An 18,029-nucleotide genomic window follows, 5' to 3' on the forward strand; every position below is an offset into this window, starting at 1 on the left:
TTGGGTTATATCAAGAGGCTGAATTATTTAACTGCGCGATAGCCAATATCTTTGCGGTATTGCATCCCATCAAACTGAATCTGGGCAATCGCTTCATATGCTTTTTGTTGAGCGCCGCGAACCGTATCCGATAGACCCACTACGCACATCACGCGACCACCAGAGGTGAGTAGCTTTCCGTCTTGCAGCTTGGTGCCCGCATGGAAGGTAAGTTGATCTTCAGTATCGGCTGGAATACCAGTGATGACGTCGCCATTGCGAGGGGTATCGGGATAGTTATGCGCCGCCAGCACCACACCTAAAGCAGTGCGACGATCCCAATCCAATTCCACTTCGTTGAGCGTGCCATCAACCGCATGATCCAGCGCATTGACGAGATCACTACGCAAGCGCGCCATGATGGGTTGAGTTTCTGGATCGCCCATACGGCAGTTAAATTCCAAGGTCTTAATCTTGCCGTCTGGCGCAATCATGAGGCCTGCATAGAGGAAGCCAGTGTAAGGGATGCCATCATTCTTCATGCCGTTAACAGTAGGCATGATGACCTCACGTAAGGCGCGCGCATGAATTTCTGGAGTAACCACAGGCGCAGGGGAGTAAGCACCCATACCGCCTGTATTGGGACCTTGGTCAGCATCGAGTAAACGTTTGTGATCCTGGCTAGTAGCCAAGGCCAAAACATGTTTACCGTCAACGAGAACAATAAAGCTGGCCTCTTCGCCAGTCAGAAACTCTTCAATCACCACGCGGGCACCTGCGTTACCTAGCTTGTTGTCGGCCAGCATCATGTCGACCGCCGCATGAGCTTCTGCTAAATCCATTGCCACAACAACGCCTTTACCAGCAGCAAGACCATCGGCCTTGATGACGATTGGCGCGCCTTTAGCATCAATGTAGGCATGCGCCTCTAGTGCATTTGAAAATGTTTGGTACTCAGCTGTTGGAATGCCATGGCGCTTCATGAACGCTTTAGAAAAATCTTTTGAAGACTCTAACTGGGCAGCCAGTTGGGTTGGCCCAAAAATACGCAAGCCATTGTTGCGAAATACATCGACGATGCCCGCTGCTAAAGGCGCTTCAGGACCAACTACTGTGAGATGAATCTTTTCACGCTTTGCAAAGTCTGCCAATTCTTGAAGACCGGAGATGGGAAGATTTTGAATGCCTGCCGCCGTCAACTTTGCTGTAGCTGTTCCGCCGTTACCAGGGGCAACATATACGGTTTGAACTTGGGGGGAATGGGCTAGCTTCCAAGCAAGGGCATGTTCGCGACCACCGGATCCAACTAAAAGAATTTTCATAAAGAGCTAAGAGATATGTTGATGAATAGAGTTTATAAAACTGCTTGATTACAAAGATGCATTCGTGAAGACTTCTTGAACATCATCTAAGTTCTCAAGTGCGTCTAATAGTTTCTGCATGCTTTCAGCTTGATCACCCTCGAGTTCAGTTTCAGTCTCAGGGCGCATCGTCACCGTTGCTAGCTCTGCTTTCAGACCGGCCTGAGTGAGTGCATCTTGTACTTTGGAAAAATCAGGCACTGGAGTCAGTACCTCAAGTGAGCCATCATCATGGGTGATGACATCTTCTGCGCCCGCGTCCAGTGCGATCTCCATGAGTTGATCTTCGTTGGTACCTGGGGCAAATAACATTTGACCGCAGTGCTTGAACATGAAAGCAACAGAACCTTCGGCGCCCATATTTCCACCATTTTTTGCAAATGCATGGCGAACCTCGGCAACGGTACGGGTGCGGTTATCCGTTAAGCAATCCACAATGATGGCTGCCCCATTCAGGCCGTAACCTTCGTAACGAATTTCTTCATAGTTAACTCCTTCTAAGGAGCCGGTACCGCGTTGGATTGCCCGCTGCACATTATCGTTAGGCATATTGGCATCTTTAGCCTTATCGATTCCCAGGCGTAAGCGAGGATTGGTGGCGATATCGCCACCACCCAATTTGGCTGCAACAGTGATTTCTTTAATGAGTTTGGTCCAAATCTTGCCGCGCTTTTCGTCTTGACGTCCTTTGCGGTGCTGAATATTGGCCCATTTCGAATGGCCGGCCATACGGGAAAGTCCTTTTGAGTAATGTGGCTTGAAGACCTCATTTTAAGGGCTTCTCAGCCCAAGAATGGGGGTCCTATCATTTTTTTGTTACACTCTCACCTCTTAGTTTGCTTCAATGCAGTTTTTCCACTGCAAACACCTGCCCCGGTGATGGAATTGGTAGACGTGCCGGACTCAAAATCCGGTGCCGCAAGGCGTGGCGGTTCAAGTCCGCCCCGGGGCACCATCTCAAAAAGGCCGTTATCTACGCCAAGAGATGCTCAAAACTTTAAATCTCGTAAGTTTCAGACTCGTTATTCATTGCTTGCTCAACAATTTTCTTGGTGAGTGTCGGCGAGAACAGTTCAATAAAGGTATACACGAAAGAGCGCAGGTAAGCACCTTGCTTTACGCCCAGATGCGTCACGTTGTTGCCAAATAAATGCCCTACAGGGATCACTCGAAGATTGCGATCTCTATCGGCGTCATAGGCTAATCCAGCAACAATTCCTACGCCCATGCCCGTTTCCACATAAGTCTTAATCACATCAGCATCAATCGCTTCCAAAATAATATCGGGGCTCAGATTGCGCTGCGCAAAGGCGGCATCAATCTTGCTGCGACCCGCGAACGCTTTGTCGTAGGTGATGAGGGGGTACTTCGCAATTTCTTCTAAGGTGATCGTTGACTGATTGAGTAGCGGATGGCTGAGTGGCACCATGATGACGTGTTGCCATTGGTATCCTGGTAAAGCCAATACGCCTGGTGTGTTGGCAATGCCTTCAGTTGCAATCGCAATATCCGCGCGATCATGAATCAGTAGTTCCGCAATTTGCCCCGGACTGCCTTGTTGAATGCTGACGCGCACCTTAGGAAAGCGCTTGGTAAATTCTGTCAGGACTTTGGGTAATGCATAGCGCGCTTGAGTATGGGTCGTGGCAATCACAAAGTTACCTTGATCCTGGCTGGCAAAGTCTTTGCCTACACGTTTCAAAGTTTCTACCTCATCCAGAATGCGCTCAATAGAAACCAAAATCCGTTTGCCCGGCTCAGTGAGTGAGCGAATGCGTTTACCGTGGCGTCGAAATATTTCTACACCTAGTTCATCTTCTAGCTCAATAATGGCCTTGGAGACCCCAGGTTGGGAGGTGAACAGTGCTTTAGCGGCCGAAGTCAGGTTGAAGTTTTGTCTTACCGCTTCACGAACAAAGCGAAATTGGTGCAGATTCATATGGAGTCCATTCTTTATATCAACTGCGATATAGGAATTAAATTCTATATGATTTTAAGGTATTAAGCTCTAGATACCCAGCGCAAGCCTGCAATTGCCAAAATGAAATACAGTAAGGGTGGCGTCAGGGCTGTAAGAAGCGCAGGCCATGCGCCAAGAAGTCCGACATTGGAGAAGAGTGAGTTGAACAGTTGAAAGCTCATCCCCAGCATGATTCCGCCGAATACCTTGATGCCGACGCTACCAGCTCGGACTTTGAGGTAGGCAAATGGAAGGGCTAATGCCAGCATCACAAAAATCGTGAACGGATAAATCACTTTTTTCCAGAATGCAATCGAATGGCGCTGTACATCTTGTTTGTTGTCTCTGAGATGGGAGATAAAGCGCCCTAAACTAAAGATCGACATTTTTTCAGGGCTTACTAAAAGAACACTCAAAATCTGTGGCGTAACCTCAGAATCCAGGCTAATGATAGGGTGGGTAAAAGTTTGTGCTGAATAGACTGGGTTTAGCGGATCCGCCTGCTTAGCTTCTTTAAAGCGAGTTTCGGTGACATCATCCAGAATCCACGTGCCCGTTTGATCAAAGCGACCAGATACTGCACTACGAATGGAGAGTAATCGATAAGCATCATCAAACTCATACATCCGAATATTTTTGATTTCGTTATCTTGTTCAATTTTGCCAACGTTAACGTAGCGCACTCCCGGCCTGATTGGCCCACTGCCATCCTCATCACGCAAGCGATCTTTTACCCAAACCCCAGTTTTAAATTGTGAGCTGTAGGACGAGCCCAAAGCCTTCATGCGAATTTGCTCTGACAGATTTTCGGTATACGGCCCCAGCCACTCACTCATCACTAGGGTTAGAACAACTAGAGGTAGAGAAATTTTGGCTAGCGTCTTCAAGCCTCTGCGCGTATCCAACCCGGCAATCCGCAAAATAGTGAACTCCGATTGACTTGCCAACATGGCAAAGACGTAAATACTTCCAATGAGGGCTGCAATCGGAATAATCTCGGAAATACGACTTGGCGCCTTCAATAAAACATGTAGCAAGGCCAGTGGTAGGGTGTATTGACCCTTAACTGAGCCAAGCTCGCTGAGGATGTCAAAAAACAAAAATAGCGCAACTAGTGCACATAGGATGAAACCGAAGGCGGCATAAATCTGCCTAGCTAAGTAGCGTTCAAAGATGTAGGGAAATAGATAATTCATCTATTAGCCAAAAATGAAGGTAGTTGACGGCGCCACCATTTTAACGAGGGGTTGATGCGATTGCGAATAAGGAAGTAGGCCATACCTAAAGCCAAGACATGTATTGGCCAAGCCGCCATAAAAACGTTTACTTTGCCCTGCGATACAAAGTTTTGGGTGAGGTTTAAGAGGTTGCTGTAGATGAGGTAAATCAGTACTGCATAAAACATCGCAGTGTAGTTGCCGAGCCGTGGGTTGACATAGGCAAGCGGAATGGCAATTAACACGAGACCCAAGGCCATTAATGGCAAGCCAATCCGCCATAAAAGTTCCGCTCGATTAGCGTTTATTAACCAAGGTTCGCTTGTATTTAGAAGCTCACCGACTGTCTTTTCTCGATCTCTAGGTGGCGGGTCTAAAGCTTCTTTATTGTGAATGTTGGTGAGATATTCAGAAAACTCTAGAATCCTAAAATCAGGCTGAGTGGGGAGCCCCTCATACCGTCGACCATTGTTCAGGACAATCGATTTTCCGCCGCCTTCTGCATTTTCAATAAACCCAGTGGCGGCAACGGCGACACTAAGACGTCCATTTTTAGTTTCAGCGGCGAAGATATTTTTAACTTCACTTTTATCAACATCTAACTCTTCAATAAAAAAGACACGTTCCGCTTTGGCGGACTCTCTAAATTGACCAGCGGCAACCATGGAGACATCACTGCGCTGTTGAAATCGTTGGCTAATTAGGGTGGATTCGCGATTCGCCCAAGGCCACACAAATAGGGCTAACAAAGCAATGATGACAATGAGTGGTGCTGCAAAACGCAGGATCGGCCGAATCAGGCTGGCAATACTCAGGCCACTGGCAAACCAAACAATCATTTCAGAATCTTTGTACCAACGCACCAGCACAATTAGGACGGCCACAAAAAGGGAGACAGTCAGAAGAACCGCCATATAGCCTAGGGTAGCCAGTGCAATAAGCACGAGGGCATCCTCTGGGTTCACTGCGCCATTAGCCGCAAACCCGAGAATTCGGATAACTAAGGTGGTAATCATGATGGTTACCAAGACCAAAAAAACGCCCCCAGTCGTAAAACTGAGTTCGCGGCGAAGGGCTTGGTGAAAAATCATGTATGGATAAAAAAGTAACTGTTATTGGCTCACTCAAGATGTGAACCTTCATGACGGAGGATAATGGATAAACATCCGTTTTTTCCCTTGAATTGACTTAAAAATACCGTAAGACATGATGACTATTCAATTTAGTACCAAGATTTTCTCGCAAGCTGATACAAGTAACCCTAAGCTGATCAAGGCGAGCCTAGCCACTTTATTGGTGCAGAGCTCGGATTGCCTGGTTCTGGCCTACTCAAAAGCGGATTTAGATGCTTTGGCGTCTACAAAATCTAAATCCGGCCTTTTATTAGAGTTGGACCGCCTATTGGGCGGCTCGGTTACCCATGCAAATCTTGTTGGTGATCTAGATGCCCAGCAGGCATCGATCTGCGTGATTCGCGCTGAAAAATCATGGGCCGCAGCTGGCATAAAAGTAAAACGTGTTCTCTTGGTATGTCTGGGTGATGTTGCACCGGCTAGTGCACGCAGCTTGGGTTCCTATTCAAAAATCGCCCGCGCAGCTCTAAAACAATTGAGTGGCGGGTCGATCAAAAATGCTCTGTGGTTTATCCCGAGTTTTGCTTTGGGTCATCGCGCCGACTTTATTGCTGAAGAAGTGCGTTTGACTATTCAATATGCTGGTGATCAAGCCTATCGTTTTGGCGTTCGTCAGCCAACAATGAAGTTCAAGGCCAAAGATAAAGCAGATACTTTTGCTCATCTCATCTTTGCTGGTAATGATGCGTGCGCTAAAGAGTTGAAAGCGGCCGTCCCAGAGGGCGTTGCAATGGTTGAGGGTATGAACCTCGCTAAAGACTTGGGTAATTTGCCTCCGAATATTTGTACGCCAACCTACTTAGGTAAAGCCGCGCAAGGTTTGAGTAAGAAGACGGGTTTGAAGATTGAAGTCTTGGGTCGTAAACAAATTGAGGCTTTGGGTATGGGTTCTTTTTTATCGGTAGCTAAGGGCTCTGATACGCCGCCTCAATTTATTGTGATGCGTCACCAAGGTGGCAAAGCTGGTGAAGCGCCGATTGTGTTGGTGGGTAAAGGCATTACCTTTGATACCGGCGGCATCTCTTTAAAGCCTGGTGAGGCTATGGATGAGATGAAGTACGACATGTGTGGCGCTGCATCTGTGATTGGTACGATGTACGCCACTGCTTTGATGAAGTTGAAAAAGAATGTCATCGGCGTTATTCCAACTTGTGAAAATATGCCCTCAGGTCAAGCTACTCGTCCCGGGGATATTGTGAAAAGCATGTCGGGACAAACCATTGAAATTCTCAATACCGATGCTGAAGGTCGCTTGATTTTGTGTGATGCCTTAACTTATGTTGAGCGTTTCAAACCCAAGGCGGTCATTGATGTCGCTACCTTAACTGGCGCTTGCATTATTGCTTTGGGGCACGTACATAGCGGTGTGTTTTCTGATGATGAGGGCTTGGTTCATGATTTAACTAAAGCGGGTCACGCATCTCTAGATACGGTATGGCGTCTACCTTTAGATGCTGCATATCACGAGCAACTCAAATCTAATTTTGCAGATGTGGCTAATATTGGTGGGCGCCCGGCCGGTAGCGTTACTGCTGCCTGCTTCTTATCGCGTTTTACCGAGAAATACAAATGGGCTCACTTGGATATTGCCGGCACTGCCTGGAAGAGTGGTGCCGCGAAAGGCTCGACGGGTCGCCCAGTGCCATTGCTAGTGAATTTTTTGCTAGAGCAAAAGTAAGAAAATAGATAGAAGCGAAGTTAAAAGGGAAGACAGGATTCATGGCTCGTATTGATTTTCATAGCAATGTCAGCGATAAGCTGGAATATGCCTGTCGATTAACACGCAAGATCTGGAGTGCTACGCCCGTTGGCGAATCTGTCCGCAATATCGTGATGGTGGGCGAAAAAGCAGATCTCAAAAAATTGGATGAACTTTTGTGGGCATTTAGTGCAACCGATTTCTTGCCGCATTGCTTTATTGATGATGAGGCTGCAATCGATACCCCAATTTTGCTGACAGAGGATTTCTTGTCACCCGCTTTACCTCAACTTCCCCATGCGGATGTCTTAATTCATCTGGGGATGCGCATGCCTGCTGATGTTCCAGGGTTGCTCGCACGCTTTCCTCGTATTGTGGAGGTTATCACTATCAATGAGGCAGAACGCTTAGCAGGTCGCGAGCGATATAAAGCGTATCGTGACCTGGGTCATGAGTTGCATAACTTTGATCAATCTAAAGCGTGATCATTACTAAGCTCCGAGTATGTTGATTCATCCAGAATTTGATCCTGCCGCAATTCGTATTGGCTCATTTGCCATTCATTGGTATGGCTTGATGTACCTCTTGGCTTTTGCACAATTTTTATTATTGGGTCGTCTGCGTATACGTGCTCCGCGATATCAGGCTTTGGGCTGGTCTTATAAGGATCTTGAGGATTTGCTATTTGCTGGCGTATTGGGAGTAGTGCTTGGTGGGCGCGTGGGTTACACCTTGTTCTATATGCCCGCTTACTACCTTGCCAATCCTCTAAACATCCTCAAGATATGGGAAGGTGGCATGTCTTTTCATGGGGGCCTTTTGGGGGTTTTGTTGGCCTTGCTCTGGTTTGCTTATCGTCGCAAGGTTTCATTCTTTGTCGTCAGTGATTTAGTTGCCCCACTAGTGCCGTTTGGTTTGGCATTTGGTCGCCTGGGTAACTTCATCAATGGTGAGTTGTGGGGTAGGCCGACTGATTTGCCTTGGGCTATGGTGTTCCCAATGGTGGACTCCATTCCCCGTCACCCTTCGCAGATCTATCAACTCTTTGGCGAGGGAATATGTCTGGGCATCATTCTCTGGATCTATTCCAGCAGCCCTCGTCGGGTGGGACAGGTATCAGGACTATTTTTACTGGGCTACGGAATTTGCCGTTTCTTGGCAGAATTTGCCCGCGAGCCCGATGCCTTCCTTGGTCTCTTGGGCCTTGGCCTATCGATGGGGCAGTGGTTATCAGTGCCCATGATCATTTTCGGAATTTACCTCCTCACCTCTTTTAAATCTAAGCCAGCTTAAGTTTTATAGAAAAGGAGTGAGCTCTTATGTTGAATACAGATGTCACACTTCGTAAGCTGGAAATTCTTTGTGCATTTATCAGGACGGGGAGCCTCCCCAAAACCGGCGAGGAGTTAGGCCTTAGTTCGGTTAGCGTTCACAAAGCGCTACATTCTTTAGAGGGCGGGGTAGGGTGCCCTTTGTTTGTTAAAGAGGGTCGACAACTAAAGTCGCTTCCGGCAGCGATCTACTTGGCTGAGATGGGCGCAGACTTACTTAGAGATATGGAGCGCATCCTTAAAAAAACCAGATCTAAGGCTGGGATGGAGAGTGGTCAGATACGCCTAGGTTCAATGTATTCTTTGACGGCTAACATCATTCCTAGAATGATTATGGGGACCAAAATTCGTAGGCCTGATTTGGATATTGATTTGCACCTCGGCTCAAATGAGGAGTTGATGAAGAAATTATCTGAGGGGGTTATTGATGCGGTTGTGATTGCGACACCCTCAGGAAAATTGCCTGAAGGGGTTCAAGTTGTCCCCTTATTTGATGATCAGCTTTTCTTTGCCTCATCCAAGAAAAATCAGCCCAATCAAGCTAGTATTGATTTATCTGAATACCAGTCTGAAAAGTTCCTTACTTTGCAAGATGGCTTTGCTACCACTTCTGGTTTTTACGATGCCTTTAAGTTAGCGGGTATTAAGCCAAACGTAGTCATGAAGGTTGGCGATATCTTTTCATTGATGAATATGGTTTCTGGGGATTTGGGTAAGGCGTTATTGCCGGGAAGGGTAAGAGCGCTAATGGGTGATGCAATTGCGTTTACGCCTTTAATGCCTAAATATAAAGTGATTCAGCATATTGCCTTAATTTATCTCCAGGCTAATGAATCTAATCCCAATATTTTGGCGTTAGCAGCTGAAGCCCGTATGTTGCAGCGCAAAATGATTGTTAAGTAGTTAGACTGCTTATAAACAATTAACCTAAAGCTAATGAATTTCTCTTTTGATTAATTGATTTTGCGGGTTTGAGGCTTTACATTGAACCGAGTATCTTAATTTCATAGTATTTATTTGAAAGAAATCCATGCTGGAGAAGTTAACCAAAGCTCGAAATTTGTCCAAGGCAAATAATGCGATCAAGCGCTTGATATCCGAGCGGGGCGAATCGAATGCGCTTAGCATGGCTGATGATGCGGTCAATAACTATCGCAAATTGGCCAAAGATCAGTATGTATCTTTTTTCACATTTCTTTTTGAAAAACTGAACCCGCAAGCCGATGCTGTTTTGAAGGCAGCGCAAAATTTTGTTGCCGACTCTAGTGCGCGTAATTACATCCAACTTCAAAAAGTATCCGAATCTCCTCGCCAAGAATTTTTCCGTCGGTTAAATCGCGCAAGTCAAGGCACTGCTGCTGTAGTAGAAATGCGCCGTGACTTACTGCAATTATTGGATAAAAAACCAGAGTTAGCTGCAGTCGATTTTGATTTGCGCCACCTACTATCCTCTTGGTTTAATCCAGGCTTTCTAAAAATGCATCGGGTTGACTGGAAGTCTCCGGCTGAGGTGCTTGAGAAGCTGATTAAGCACGAGGCAGTACATGCTATTGATGGGTGGGATGACTTGCGTCGCCGTCTCCAGCCCGATCGTCGCTGTTTTGCTTTTTTTCATCCACAACTTCCGAGTGAGCCATTGATCTTCGTTGAGGTTGCACTTTTGCCTGAGATCCCAACGGTTATCACCCCATTGGTGGACAAGAAAGCAGATGTAGTGGATCAAGCCTCTCAATACAAAGTGGCTGTCTTTTATTCGATTAGTAACTGCGAGCCTGGGCTACGTGGCGTATCCATGGGCAACTTTTTAATTAAGCGGGTAGCAGAGCAGTTACATGCTGAATTTCCGGGTGTAAAAACCTTTGTAACTTTGTCGCCGATTCCAGGGTTTATGGATTGGGTTGCTGCCGGTGCGAATTTAGGCGACGGAGTGCCTGCCGAAAGATTAAAGCCCGCTTTAAAGATAGCGCGAGATGCGGCCTTAACGGCGCTAAAGCTTGAGAGTCAATCTTGGAGTGAGCGATTGGCAGGTGGTTGGCATCCCGATATAGCCCCCGAAAAAGAAAAAGAGGCTTTATTGACCTTGGCCAGTATTTATTTGGGACTCGCTTCTACTGGGCGCGATGGTAATCCAGTGGCTAAGTTTCATTTAGGTAATGGCGCCAAGTTGCACTTGATCAACTGGGCGGGAGATTTATCGCGTAAAGGCTTGCGCCAATCTGCCGGCCTGATGGTGAACTATCTTTATGACTTGGGAAGTGTGGAAGATAACCATGAGCGCTTTGCTAATGGCGAAATTGTCTATTCCAGGGCTGTGGGTCGCTTAATGGCGCCCTAGTATTAACGCTGAGGCTAACTTCTGCCCAAAAGCGGAAGTCCCCTTAGAATGAAGGTTAGAAAACTGGCTGTAAAAATGAAACCAGCGCAATAGCTGGTAAAAATAAAGGAGACAAACATGTTTACTAAAACAAACAGAAATTCCGCATTCTCATTAAGCACTTTAAAGAAAGCGCTGTTTTTAATTTGCGCAGCGCCGCTTGCGGTACTGGCTCAAGAGTGGCCAAACAAACCTATTACCTTTGTCGTTCCCTTTCCTGCTGGTGGTGGGACTGATGCTTTTGCCCGCCCATTAGCAAACCAGCTGACTAAGCAATTGGGCAAGCAAATCATTATTGATAACCGCGGTGGTGCTGGCGGCACAGTTGGCGCATCGATTGCAGCCAAAGCAGCTCCAGACGGGTACAGCTTTTTTGTAGGTGCCGCTCATCATGCAATCGCTCCTTCCATGTATCCAAATTTGGATTACGACATTGAGAAGAGTTTCATTCCTGTGGCGATGATTGCAAGCCCACCCCAAGTTATTGTGGTGAACCCAAAAAATGTTCAAGTCAAAAACTTAAAAGAATTTATTGAGCTCTTGAAAAAGAACCCAGGTAAGTTCAACTACGCAAGTGCTGGTAATGGATCTTCCCATCACCTAGCTGGTGAGCAATTCAAAATGTTGACCAAGACTTTCATTACCCATATCCCTTATCGCGGCGCAGGCCCTGCAATGCAAGACCTGATCGCAGGCCAAGTGGATGTGGAGTTTGATGGTTTGGGTTCATCAGCAGCACAAATCAAAAATGGTTCCATCGTAGCTTTGGCTGTAGCTTCGCAGAAGCGTTCTACTGCATTCCCAAATGTTCCAACTGCTGCTGAAGCTGGTTTGGTGGGATATGAAGTTTCTACCTGGTACGGCTTGTTTGCTCCTAAAGGAACTCCTCAGCCCATCGTCGACAAGATGATTGTTGAGGTGCAAAAAGCGCTTAATTCTCCTGAGTTGAAAACGATTTGGACGAATAACGGTTCAGATACGCCAACTCTTACCGGGGATGCCTTTGGCAAGTTTGTCTCTGCAGATATCAAGCGTTGGGCTGCAGTAGCTAAAGCCTCTGGCGCTAAGCTCGATTAACAATTTGATTTAATTTACTGGTTTGGATTTGAGGCTCGAATGAATTTATATTCTTTATTGGAAAAAGGTTTTCCAAAAGATAAGCAAGCGTGTGCATTGGAAACGCATGATGGACTGTATTACTCCTGGAGTGATCTAGAGCGTGCCACTGCCAAGATGGCCAATCTTCTAAAGAGCCTCAAACTGCCAGCAGGATCTCGTATTGCAGTTCAGGTTGAAAAGTCACCAGAAGCCCTCTTTCTTTACCTAGCTACCGTAAAGGCAGGTTATGTTTATCTGCCTCTGAATACCGCTTATCAAGCTGCTGAGATTCAATACTTTCTCGAGAATGCAGAACCGGCAGTCGTAGTGTGCAGTAGTAAGAATTTCTCCTGGGTTTCTAAGGTAGCCTTTAAGGCAGGAACAAAACATGTCTTTACCTTGGATGAGGATCGCAAGGGTACCTTGCTTCAGCGTGCCGGCGCTCAAAGCGACAAGTTCAAGACGGTTGCTGTGAAAGACGATGATTTAGCAGCGATCTTATATACCTCAGGCACAACAGGCCGTAGCAAGGGCGCAATGTTGACCCATAAGAACTTGGGCAGCAATGCACAAGTGCTGCAGAAGTTTTGGGGTTGGAAAAAAGGCGATGTCTTGTTGCACGCACTTCCAATCTTCCATGTCCACGGCTTATTTGTGGCTGCTCACGGTGCATTGATCAACGGCAGCAAAATGATTTGGCTGCCGCGCTTAGATACTGCGCAATTGATCCGCCACATGCCAAATTCCACTGTCATGATGGGTGTGCCGACGTTCTACGTACGCCTGCTTGCTGACAAAGGTTTCAATAAAAATGTCACGCGCAATATGCGCCTGTTTGTTTCTGGCTCTGCACCCTTACTTACTGAAACATTCAATACCTTTAAAGAGGTAATTGGCCAGCCCATTCTGGAGCGTTACGGTATGAGTGAAACCGTCATGCTAGTTTCCAACCCTTACAAAGGCAATCGCGTTGGCGGATCAGTCGGCCTGCCATTGCCTGGAGTGAAGGTTCGCGTGGTAAACGAAAGCAATAAGCCTTGTGGTGTTGAGGAAATTGGCAACATTCAAGTTAAAGGCCCGAATATATTCAAGGGCTACTGGCGCATGCCCGAAAAAACCGCCGAAGAATTTACTAAGGATGGCTGGTTTAAGACAGGTGACGTTGGTCGCTGGGGCGGGGATGCCAATGGTGGCAAGGCACCTCAGGATTATCTCTGCATCGTTGGTCGCAGTAAGGATCTGATTATTTCTGGTGGCTATAACGTCTATCCAAAAGAAATCGAAAGCTTTATCGACGATATGGACGGCGTAGATGAAAGTGCTGTGATTGGTGTTCCGCATCCTGATTTTGGTGAGTCAGTAATGGCGGTAGTGGTGCCAAAAGCGGGCGCTAAGTTGGATGCGCAAGCCATGATTGCCACTTTGAAAACCCAAATTGCGAACTTTAAGATTCCGAAGCGTTTAGAAATCGTTGCCGACTTGCCTCGCAATGCGATGGGTAAAGTACAGAAGAATATTCTGCGTCAGCAATACACCAGCTAAGAGCAGTAAAAAAATATTGGCTTAGAAACCGAATGCCTTGCGGCTTTCATTGAACATGAAGGCCGCAAGCATAAACAGCATGACACCAAAAATTCGCTTGAGTTGAGCCACATTTAATTTGCGAGCCATCTTCGCTCCCAGTGGTGCGGTGAATATGCTGACCACCACAATACAGAGCACTGCCGGAATATAAACAAATCCCAATGAACCTTCGGGCAGATTAGGATTACCCCAGCTGCCATACATATAGCCGATCGTAGCAGCTGCCGCAATCGGAAATCCCAGGCCTGAAGAACTGGCCATGGCGGTGTGCGGTTTTACATTGCACCAAAGCATAAAAGGTACGGTGATAAATGCTCCACCGGCACCAACAAGGCTGGCAATGACACCTGTAAATGCTCCGAAAGAAAAGAGGCCTAAGGTGCCAGGCAGCTCTCGTCCAGCGGCAGGCTTTTTATTGATGATCATCTGAATAGAGGTGTAGACGATAAACACCGCAAAGAACAATGACAGCCAAGTAGTATTAATTGCTTCGAAGATTTCGCTGCCGCCAACTAGGCTACCAATGACCAGTCCGGGGGTAAGTGCGGCTACCAACTTCCAGTCGATCGAATTGTGTTTGTGATGAGCCCAGATGGCTGAAGTGGTGGTGAAGAGGATAGTTGCCATGCCGGTAGCAATGGCCATATGCACAATGACATTTTGACCAAACTCCAAGTGATTGAAAACCAGAATCATGAAGGGAACGAGGATCATCCCACCACCAATACCAAGGAGTCCCGCTAGGAAGCCCGATATGCTCCCACACAACATCAACATAGCAATATCAACTAATGACATGAATTCCCCGCCTGAGCCGCTAGGCCGTCATCCTGAACCCTAAGGTTCAAGGTGGAACGGCTACTCTGCTTCGGGTGCATTAAGAAGTTCAGGGAGTGAACAGCGCGAAGCTGTCACTGTGAAGATTCGAAACGCTCACGCCCACAAGGTAAAGATCGTTCCTGATGCTTGCGCATCGGTTCAAGGAACTATTGGCCTTGGCGAACCAGGCAGGGAAAGGCTTTGCATCAAAGCATCCACTTGATCTTCCAAAGAATGAATCTCATTCTGAAGTCGAGCAATTTCATCGGGATCATTATTGGAGGAGCTGCTTGATGTTGTTGATTGTTGGGGCGCTGTTTGTAACTTAATTAGGTCACCGGCTATCTTGAGTGCAGCCATCATGCTGGCACGTTCAATACTACGATTACCGCCATTGATTGCTAATTGAATTTGCTCATCCACTAATGTGCAGGCCGCACGAAGTAGGGGTTCATGTTCAGCGCTAGTGGCTAAAGTAATTTTTTGCCCGGCGAGGGTTACTTCAATGCGTTGTTGGCTCACTGTCATCCTCTGGGTTGGTTGGCGCTACGGGTTCACCAAGTAAATTCAATTGACGACCATCACTCTGCTCGGGCAGGCGACTCAAGATATGCTGAATCCGCTTTTGTGCATCCTCAATCTTGGTCTCAAGCTGGCTGCGATCTTGATGCAGCGCCTTAACGGCATCGGAAACCAACTGAATTTTTTTGGATAGCCTTTGCAATGATTCGGATATCGGATCGGATTCTGTGGAGTCGCTTGGGACGTGAGGGTTGTACTCGGTCATATAGGCATTGTAGCCTCAGGAAAAAGCTTTGTGAAACTCCTGTTTTCAGGTTTAGTTGGGTAAGGCTACCCAATCATTACCTAGCTTTTCTAGTTGAATACGGCCATCAAATAGCGCTATCAGGGCTTCGTGCGTTCTGGGATCTTGGTTAGATCCCTGGAAATGCAGCTTCCCTTTATTCAGCATGATGAGATGGTCTGCTCTCAGGGCAAAATGAATCTCATGCAATACGGTAACCAGGGTCTTACCCTGAGCCAGTAAATTTCCCTGCCATTTCAGAAAATCAGCTTGGTGAGGGGGGTCTAAATTGGCCAATGGTTCGTCCATAAGCAAAATGTCGGAGTCAACGGCGAGAAGGCGAGCCAATAGTACTCGCTGACGTTCCCCGCCAGATAGCTGTTGCAATGGGCGATAGCGTAAATGCCAGGCATCGGTTTGTTGTAAAGCTTTCTCAACCAAGATGTGATCCGCTTCAGAGGGTAGATGCAACCATCCTTGATGAGGTAGGCGCCCCAACATGACGGTGTCATACACGCTGAGGGAGTCGCCAAATTCTTCTGAGTTAGCGCTTCCTTGATCAAGCCACGCTAATTTTTTAGAGAGGTCTTTGCGTGTCAGGGCAGATAGCTCGACCGCATTTACCGTTAGAGACCCAGTGTGCTTTAGTAAGCCAGCCATGGCTTGCAGAAGAGATGACTTACCAGCACCATTAGGTCCGATGATGCTAGTCCATTGCCCCTGAGGAATATCTAAATCCAAGTCAGTAAGGATGGCGCAGGGTCCTCGATAAATGGAGAGCTGGCGGGTTTTCATGGGCGCCCACCAAAAGAACTGCGCCTCAGAAGGATGAGTAGATAGAAGCCCCCCAAGACGGCCGTCACAATACCGACCGGAATTTCAAGTGGGGCGAATAGAGTGCGCGCAATGAGATCTGAGCTAAGTAATAGGATTCCTCCACCAAGGCAGGAGAATAAAAGCTGTACACGTTGCCGCCCTCCAAAAATCTTTCTCACTAAATGCGGAGCCGCCAGCCCAACAAAAGCCACTAAGCCGGTCTGCGCAACAGCGCAACCAGTCGCCAAGGCAAGAATGGTAATCAGCATCAGGCGCAGTTGATCTAAAGGCAAACCTAAGGTGCGAGCGGTATTCTCACCAAGCGAAAGAGCATCTAATGTGGGGCTGATGACTAAGCTTACAAGCAGGCAAAAGGCTAAAGCGATTGCCATGACCTCTACGCCAGACCAATTGAGAAGTGTCGTATTACCCAACATAAAGGACTGAATGCTTTGAAACAGGTCTGGGCGTATAAACGTAAATAAAGAATTTGCTGCACCAAGGATGACGCTAATCACAACCCCGGAGAGTAAAAGACGTAAAGAGCTACGGTAGCCGCCAGCCAATAGTAGAGAGGCTAGCACCCCAATAAGCGCCCCAAGAAAAGCACCGCCATTGAGACCAATGATTTCCAGCCAAGAGTTACCAAGATAAGCAAAGCAGAGAATGTTGCCCACACCAAGTAGAGCGCCTGAAGCACTTCCTAGCAAGTATGGGTCAGCAAGTGGATTACGAAACAGGCTTTGTGCAATGCCACCTGCAAGTCCCAATAAAGCCCCAGCAAGATAGGCGCCCAATGATCGTGGAAGGCGAATATCAAATAAAACAGTTTGATCAAGCTCTGGCGTATTCCAGCTGGCACCCATACTTCCAAGCAAAGTCCCAAGCAATACCAAGACCGCGCTGAGAGTGAGAAGGGCAAAAAGTCTGCCTAGAAAGTAATTTTTTTGCATTACCGAGATGATGACATCTTCTCTTGGATGCATTGAGAAATAATCAGCGCTGCTTCACCCATGCGTGGGCCGGGGCGCACTAAGACATCATTTTGTTCGGATGTAAATACGCAAATCCGATTTTTAGATACTGCTGGAATGGTGTTCCATCCAGGACGTTTCTGAATATCAGCAGCGGTAGATTCAGTAAGCAGAATCACATCGGGCTTTGCTTGTACTACAAACTCGGGATTGATTTTCGGGAATGGCCCCAAAGATTCTGGAATGATATTAATCAGATCAAGACGCGAGAGAATTTCTCCGATGAATGAAGTTCTTCCAGCAGCAAAGGGTGCTGGATTTACCTCAAAGTACACGCGAATACTTTCACCCTTAGTTGGCAGTTGCTTGTTGGCGCGCATAATCTCTTTTTGAATCTGATTCCAGACGCGAGCGCTCTCAGAGGTGCGAAATACGACATCAAGCTTTTGCAGTGCTCGCTCCTCATCACTCATGGATTTAATGTCTAAGGCAAATGTGCGGATGCCTAATCCATTTAACCTAGTGATAACAGGCGAAGCTTTCCCCAGTAAAACAACATCAGGCTTGAGTTGGACGATACGCTCTATATTGACATCGCCCATTCCACCCAACTTAGGTAAGTCCTGAATTGATTTTGGCCAATTAGAAAATCGATCAATACCAACCAAAGCGCCACACTTGCCCAAAGCACAAACAGACTCGGTAAGCGAGGGGAGCAGGCTAACAATCCGTTGCGGCGGTTTATCAAAAACTACGGCAACACCTCGGTCATCAACGACAGAAATGGGCGCGGCAAAAATAGCCAAGGAGAAGCCCAGTATAAATAAAGCAACCCCGATCGCTAAATAGCGGGAGCGAGTTGAGGGTTGCATGTCTTTG

General features: G+C 47.1%; 17 protein-coding genes, 1 tRNA gene, 1 other RNA gene and 1 pseudogene. 8 read left to right on the forward strand and 12 right to left on the reverse strand.

Annotation, left to right across the window (positions count from 1 at the left end; all coding sequences use genetic code 11):
* Window positions 1–23: 23 nt before the first annotated feature.
* Both purD and ICN12_RS07010 read right to left on the reverse strand, forming a co-directional pair.
* Window positions 24–1,301: a phosphoribosylamine--glycine ligase gene (gene purD / locus ICN12_RS07005; RefSeq protein ID WP_216271788.1), complete on the reverse strand. Its 1,278-nt coding sequence runs from the start codon at window positions 1,299–1,301 to the stop codon at window positions 24–26.
* Between the two features lie 48 nt (window positions 1,302–1,349).
* Entirely contained in the window at window positions 1,350–2,069 is a 720-nt protein-coding gene (locus tag ICN12_RS07010) for a YebC/PmpR family DNA-binding transcriptional regulator (RefSeq protein WP_216271789.1), read from the reverse strand.
* 141 nt (window positions 2,070–2,210) lie between these two features.
* Here ICN12_RS07010 and ICN12_RS07015 point away from each other — a divergent pair.
* Window positions 2,211–2,295 (forward strand) — tRNA-Leu (locus ICN12_RS07015).
* Window positions 2,296–2,337: 42 nt separating this feature from the next.
* On the opposite strand, the gene ICN12_RS07020 is transcribed toward ICN12_RS07015, so the two are convergent.
* From ICN12_RS07020 to lptF, 3 genes are all read right to left on the reverse strand, one after another.
* Window positions 2,338–3,279, reverse strand: a complete 942-nt coding sequence (locus tag ICN12_RS07020) for a CysB family HTH-type transcriptional regulator (RefSeq protein WP_216271790.1) — start codon at window positions 3,277–3,279, stop codon at window positions 2,338–2,340.
* A gap of 62 nt (window positions 3,280–3,341) precedes the next feature.
* Complete coding sequence (gene lptG, locus ICN12_RS07025; protein ID WP_216271791.1) at window positions 3,342–4,496, reverse strand: LPS export ABC transporter permease LptG; 1,155 nt, start codon at window positions 4,494–4,496, stop codon at window positions 3,342–3,344.
* Complete coding sequence (gene lptF, locus ICN12_RS07030; protein WP_216271792.1) at window positions 4,493–5,608, reverse strand: LPS export ABC transporter permease LptF; 1,116 nt, start codon at window positions 5,606–5,608, stop codon at window positions 4,493–4,495. The genes lptG and lptF overlap by 4 nt, the downstream gene beginning before the upstream one ends.
* A 124-nt stretch (window positions 5,609–5,732) precedes the next feature.
* Between lptF and ICN12_RS07035 the strand changes: the two genes are divergently transcribed.
* The 7 genes from ICN12_RS07035 to ICN12_RS07065 all read left to right on the forward strand — a co-directional run bounded on the left by ICN12_RS07035 (window position 5,733) and on the right by ICN12_RS07065 (window position 13,694).
* Window positions 5,733–7,328 (forward strand): leucyl aminopeptidase, encoded by a 1,596-nt coding sequence (locus ICN12_RS07035; RefSeq protein ID WP_370624977.1) that lies wholly within the window; start codon window positions 5,733–5,735, stop codon window positions 7,326–7,328.
* Between the two features lie 41 nt (window positions 7,329–7,369).
* Window positions 7,370–7,834 carry a DNA polymerase III subunit chi gene (locus ICN12_RS07040; protein ID WP_216271793.1) on the forward strand — a complete coding sequence of 155 codons (465 nt, stop codon included), beginning with the start codon at window positions 7,370–7,372 and terminating at the stop codon, window positions 7,832–7,834.
* A 19-nt stretch (window positions 7,835–7,853) separates the two neighbouring features.
* On the forward strand, window positions 7,854–8,642 hold the full coding sequence (gene lgt / locus ICN12_RS07045) for a prolipoprotein diacylglyceryl transferase (protein WP_216271794.1): 789 nt from the start codon (window positions 7,854–7,856) through the stop codon (window positions 8,640–8,642).
* Window positions 8,643–8,668: 26 nt separating this feature from the next.
* Window positions 8,669–9,583 (forward strand): LysR substrate-binding domain-containing protein, encoded by a 915-nt coding sequence (locus ICN12_RS07050; protein ID WP_216271795.1) that lies wholly within the window; start codon window positions 8,669–8,671, stop codon window positions 9,581–9,583.
* Window positions 9,584–9,710: 127 nt separating this feature from the next.
* Window positions 9,711–11,015, forward strand: coding sequence for a malonyl-CoA decarboxylase (locus ICN12_RS07055; RefSeq protein ID WP_216271796.1), 1,305 nt, complete (start codon window positions 9,711–9,713; stop codon window positions 11,013–11,015).
* A 117-nt stretch (window positions 11,016–11,132) separates the two neighbouring features.
* Window positions 11,133–12,131 (forward strand): Bug family tripartite tricarboxylate transporter substrate binding protein, encoded by a 999-nt coding sequence (locus tag ICN12_RS07060; protein ID WP_216271797.1) that lies wholly within the window; start codon window positions 11,133–11,135, stop codon window positions 12,129–12,131.
* Window positions 12,132–12,170: 39 nt separating this feature from the next.
* On the forward strand, window positions 12,171–13,694 hold the full coding sequence (locus ICN12_RS07065) for a malonate--CoA ligase (protein WP_216271798.1): 1,524 nt from the start codon (window positions 12,171–12,173) through the stop codon (window positions 13,692–13,694).
* Between the two features lie 21 nt (window positions 13,695–13,715).
* Here the strand turns inward: ICN12_RS07065 and ICN12_RS07070 are convergent, their stop codons facing one another.
* From ICN12_RS07070 to ICN12_RS07100, 7 genes and pseudogenes are all read right to left on the reverse strand, one after another.
* Window positions 13,716–14,534 carry a sulfite exporter TauE/SafE family protein gene (locus ICN12_RS07070; RefSeq protein WP_216271799.1) on the reverse strand — a complete coding sequence of 273 codons (819 nt, stop codon included), beginning with the start codon at window positions 14,532–14,534 and terminating at the stop codon, window positions 13,716–13,718.
* Window positions 14,535–14,753, reverse strand: a non-coding RNA gene (ssrS, locus tag ICN12_RS07075) — 6S RNA.
* A 99-nt stretch (window positions 14,754–14,852) separates the two neighbouring features.
* Window positions 14,853–15,083 (reverse strand): annotated as a pseudogene (locus ICN12_RS10985) (cell division protein ZapA); the annotation flags it as partial.
* A complete protein-coding gene (locus ICN12_RS07085; RefSeq protein ID WP_216271800.1) occupies window positions 15,058–15,342 on the reverse strand; it encodes a hypothetical protein in 285 nt (94 codons plus the stop codon). The gene ICN12_RS07085 and the pseudogene ICN12_RS10985, both read right to left, overlap by 26 nt.
* A gap of 51 nt (window positions 15,343–15,393) precedes the next feature.
* A complete protein-coding gene (locus ICN12_RS07090; RefSeq protein WP_216271801.1) occupies window positions 15,394–16,155 on the reverse strand; it encodes an ABC transporter ATP-binding protein in 762 nt (253 codons plus the stop codon).
* A complete protein-coding gene (locus ICN12_RS07095) occupies window positions 16,152–17,162 on the reverse strand; it encodes a FecCD family ABC transporter permease (RefSeq protein WP_255537735.1) in 1,011 nt (336 codons plus the stop codon). The genes ICN12_RS07090 and ICN12_RS07095 overlap by 4 nt, the downstream gene beginning before the upstream one ends.
* Window positions 17,129–18,022: an ABC transporter substrate-binding protein gene (locus ICN12_RS07100; RefSeq protein ID WP_216271802.1), complete on the reverse strand. Its 894-nt coding sequence runs from the start codon at window positions 18,020–18,022 to the stop codon at window positions 17,129–17,131. The genes ICN12_RS07095 and ICN12_RS07100 overlap by 34 nt, the downstream gene beginning before the upstream one ends.
* Window positions 18,023–18,029 lie beyond the last annotated feature (7 nt).

The organism is Polynucleobacter sp. AM-25C3 (assembly GCF_018882335.1).
GTDB lineage: Bacteria > Pseudomonadota > Gammaproteobacteria > Burkholderiales > Burkholderiaceae > Polynucleobacter.

Coding starts and splice junctions, on each gene's coding strand:
- ICN12_RS07050 (WP_216271795.1), top strand. CDS start 8,669: ATGTTGAATACAGATGTCACACTTCGTAAGCTGGAAATTCTTTGTGCA.
- ICN12_RS07085 (WP_216271800.1), bottom strand. CDS start 15,342: ATGACCGAGTACAACCCTCACGTCCCAAGCGACTCCACAGAATCCGAT.
- ICN12_RS07060 (WP_216271797.1), top strand. CDS start 11,133: ATGTTTACTAAAACAAACAGAAATTCCGCATTCTCATTAAGCACTTTA.
- ICN12_RS07095 (WP_255537735.1), bottom strand. CDS start 17,162: ATGCATCCAAGAGAAGATGTCATCATCTCGGTAATGCAAAAAAATTAC.
- ICN12_RS07090 (WP_216271801.1), bottom strand. CDS start 16,155: ATGAAAACCCGCCAGCTCTCCATTTATCGAGGACCCTGCGCCATCCTT.
- ICN12_RS07065 (WP_216271798.1), top strand. CDS start 12,171: ATGAATTTATATTCTTTATTGGAAAAAGGTTTTCCAAAAGATAAGCAA.
- lgt (WP_216271794.1), top strand. CDS start 7,854: ATGTTGATTCATCCAGAATTTGATCCTGCCGCAATTCGTATTGGCTCA.
- ICN12_RS07070 (WP_216271799.1), bottom strand. CDS start 14,534: ATGTCATTAGTTGATATTGCTATGTTGATGTTGTGTGGGAGCATATCG.
- ICN12_RS07040 (WP_216271793.1), top strand. CDS start 7,370: ATGGCTCGTATTGATTTTCATAGCAATGTCAGCGATAAGCTGGAATAT.
- ICN12_RS07020 (WP_216271790.1), bottom strand. CDS start 3,279: ATGAATCTGCACCAATTTCGCTTTGTTCGTGAAGCGGTAAGACAAAAC.
- lptF (WP_216271792.1), bottom strand. CDS start 5,608: ATGATTTTTCACCAAGCCCTTCGCCGCGAACTCAGTTTTACGACTGGG.
- ICN12_RS07100 (WP_216271802.1), bottom strand. CDS start 18,022: ATGCAACCCTCAACTCGCTCCCGCTATTTAGCGATCGGGGTTGCTTTA.
- purD (WP_216271788.1), bottom strand. CDS start 1,301: ATGAAAATTCTTTTAGTTGGATCCGGTGGTCGCGAACATGCCCTTGCT.
- ICN12_RS07055 (WP_216271796.1), top strand. CDS start 9,711: ATGCTGGAGAAGTTAACCAAAGCTCGAAATTTGTCCAAGGCAAATAAT.
- ICN12_RS07010 (WP_216271789.1), bottom strand. CDS start 2,069: ATGGCCGGCCATTCGAAATGGGCCAATATTCAGCACCGCAAAGGACGT.
- lptG (WP_216271791.1), bottom strand. CDS start 4,496: ATGAATTATCTATTTCCCTACATCTTTGAACGCTACTTAGCTAGGCAG.